Raw genomic sequence first — 2,321 nt, forward strand, 5'->3', positions numbered from 1 at the left:
ACGGTCGGTACCACGCTTGCAGACTTTGCCGATCGATCGCTTGGGCTCGGTTATGCCGGCGGCTCCGCCCTGCTGTTCCTGCTGCTGATGGGTTCCTTCTTCACCTGGTACAAGTTCCAGGGCAACATCTCCACCGGCAATGTCACCACGCCCGGCACCGAGATGTTCTACTGGATCACCATCATGTTCTCCCAAACCTTGGGGACAGCGCTGGGAGACTGGACCGCGGACGAAGCAGGCTTTGGCTATGCAGGCAGTGCCGTGCTATTTGGCGGCATGCTGATGGCTATAGTGGCGACATACTACCTGACGCGGGTATCGCGTACCCTGCTATTCTGGGCCGCTTTCATCCTGACCAGACCACTGGGCGCCGTGGTGGGCGACTTCCTGGACAAGCCGCTGAGCAAGGGAGGGCTGGAGCTGAGTCGTTATTCCGCCTCCTTCACTCTGCTGGCCGCCATCGCCGTTCTGGTGCTGATCTCGACCATCAAGTACCGGCGCCAGGCCACTGCCGAGCTCGATATAGAGCAATAATCCCTGTAACCGGAACGGGCTGCTACGCCAGCCTGTTCCATTTGCCTGCTCTCTTTTGATACGACAACGCCGCCCTCAATCTTCTGTGGGCAGCGACCTTATGACGACAGCCCCAATGAATATCTCGTCCGAGATGATCCACAGCCTGTTGCCCCTCTTCATGGTGACGGTGCTGAGCTACGGGCTGGAAGCCCTCACCAAGCCGCTGAGCGGCATCGTGCTCACGACCCGCCTGTTGGACAAGGTCGGCAAGGGGATACGGGGCGCGGCACCACCTATAAACTCTTTAATCTGGTCAGCGACATGGTAACCCCCAACTAGCCACCTTCAGAGCGGGCGCTTTCAGTTTGCTTTCCATACCTTAAGGCCGTTGTTCCTCTATTAGTTCTAAATTGCAGTGCTGCAATTTCTCCTCATAAATGGTCTGGGAACCACGGATCACAAAACGTTGTGCTGTTCCACTCAGGCTCTCTTCGGCTGGATAGGTGATCAGTAGTATCAGCTTGTCCCCCTGTGTCAGGGTATGGGGAAAACGATATTCACCCCGTTGACCCTGACGAAACAGCGCTGAAGTCAACTGCTAAACTCGCGCCAGCTACTTACTTCATGAACCTCATAGGTATCCATATATGGATATATCAGTTTTAGCACTTTGTCACATTCACCAGGCAGACAATATATATTAATGAAGCCGTGTACATCTTTTGAAAAATGAGTGACACACTCTTTCTCTTTGAAGATCTTCATTACGCCATGACCTGTTGAAAATAGAGCAACATCCTCAATAATCTTTGGCCTCATGTCTTTTATTTTCCAAGCCAGCAACGCACTTGCACCAGCACCGATAAAGGCCGCTGGGCCAAGCAAACCTGCCGCCAGGACACAGGCAATACAGCCAACCCACCCCACGCCGCGCATGATGGTAAAGGCGATATCGGGAATATCATCCTGCACGGTGTAGTAAATGCCTTTGGCCGTAATATGGTAGTGATATATTTTATTGGCATTTATCAAATAACGGGCATAAAAAATCATTATCACACCTAAGAAATAGAGTATGTTTGACATCGGATTAAAAATGCTGACGTCACCAGCTCTCAATGGAAAATATAGACCAAGAAGTATACCTATACCGCCTCCAAACATACCAGAGTGCCAAGCTGTTGGGCTCTGATAGTTAATCTTCCATTGGTAGATCACAGGCTCTTGTTGCAGTGCCTGATATTGTTCCGCGATATAGCGAAACAGAGGTTCCCCTGAGCGGGGTGGATGACCTTCTACTTGTACGTCATTCATTGTTTCATCTCAATCAATATGCCTTTTACCGGCAAGGTAGCATCTGTTTCTGCAGTAAGCACGGCGCCGAGGGCGAGGGAGCCACGGATCACAAAACGTTGTGCTGTTCCACTCAGGCTATCTTCCGCTGGATAGGTGATCAGCAGTATCAGCTTGTCCCCCTCGGTTAGAGTATGTGGCAAGCGGTATTCACCCCATTGGTCCTGATGAAACAGCGCCGAACTCAACTTCTAAACGCACGCCAGTTATCAACCTCATCAACTTCGTAGCTATTCAGATTCGGGTATATCAAACCCAAAACTTTTTTGTAATCGCCCTCAAGGCAATAGAGTACGCCAAATTGAGTGATATGTTCATCTCCATCCAACTTTATCCCGTTACCTTGTTCAAAAAGGGTTAGGCTTCCTTTTTTCGAAGAAAATAGACAAACTCGCTCTTTCCGCTCTGGCCTCATATCCTTGATTTTCCAAGCTAAATAACTGTTCCGAATA

5 protein-coding genes are annotated in these 2,321 nt (G+C 50.3%); 2 read left to right on the plus strand and 3 right to left on the minus strand.

The genetic code is table 11. The features are described from left to right. Positions 1-534, plus strand: a 534-nt coding sequence (locus tag BN1129_RS06555; RefSeq protein WP_042035329.1) for a COG4705 family protein, incomplete at its 5' end; no start/stop codon positions are given. A gap of 115 nt (positions 535-649) precedes the next feature. Further along, complete coding sequence (locus BN1129_RS23170) at positions 650-844, plus strand: hypothetical protein (protein WP_157013285.1); 195 nt, start codon at positions 650-652, stop codon at positions 842-844. Between the two features lie 263 nt (positions 845-1,107). On the opposite strand, the gene BN1129_RS21785 is transcribed toward BN1129_RS23170, so the two are convergent. From BN1129_RS21785 to BN1129_RS23975, 3 genes are all read right to left on the minus strand, one after another. Beyond that, on the minus strand, positions 1,108-1,830 hold the full coding sequence (locus BN1129_RS21785; protein ID WP_052449320.1) for a hypothetical protein: 723 nt from the start codon (positions 1,828-1,830) through the stop codon (positions 1,108-1,110). Beyond that, positions 1,827-2,057: a hypothetical protein gene (locus tag BN1129_RS06565; RefSeq protein WP_042035331.1), complete on the minus strand. Its 231-nt coding sequence runs from the start codon at positions 2,055-2,057 to the stop codon at positions 1,827-1,829. The genes BN1129_RS21785 and BN1129_RS06565 overlap by 4 nt, the downstream gene beginning before the upstream one ends. Next, positions 2,054-2,321: hypothetical protein (locus tag BN1129_RS23975; RefSeq protein WP_209418482.1), on the minus strand; the 268-nt coding region annotated here is incomplete at its 5' end. The genes BN1129_RS23975 and BN1129_RS06565, both read right to left, overlap by 4 nt.

Origin of the sequence: Aeromonas popoffii, assembly GCF_000820025.1 — a bacterium.
GTDB classification, from domain to species: Bacteria; Pseudomonadota; Gammaproteobacteria; order Enterobacterales; family Aeromonadaceae; genus Aeromonas; species Aeromonas popoffii.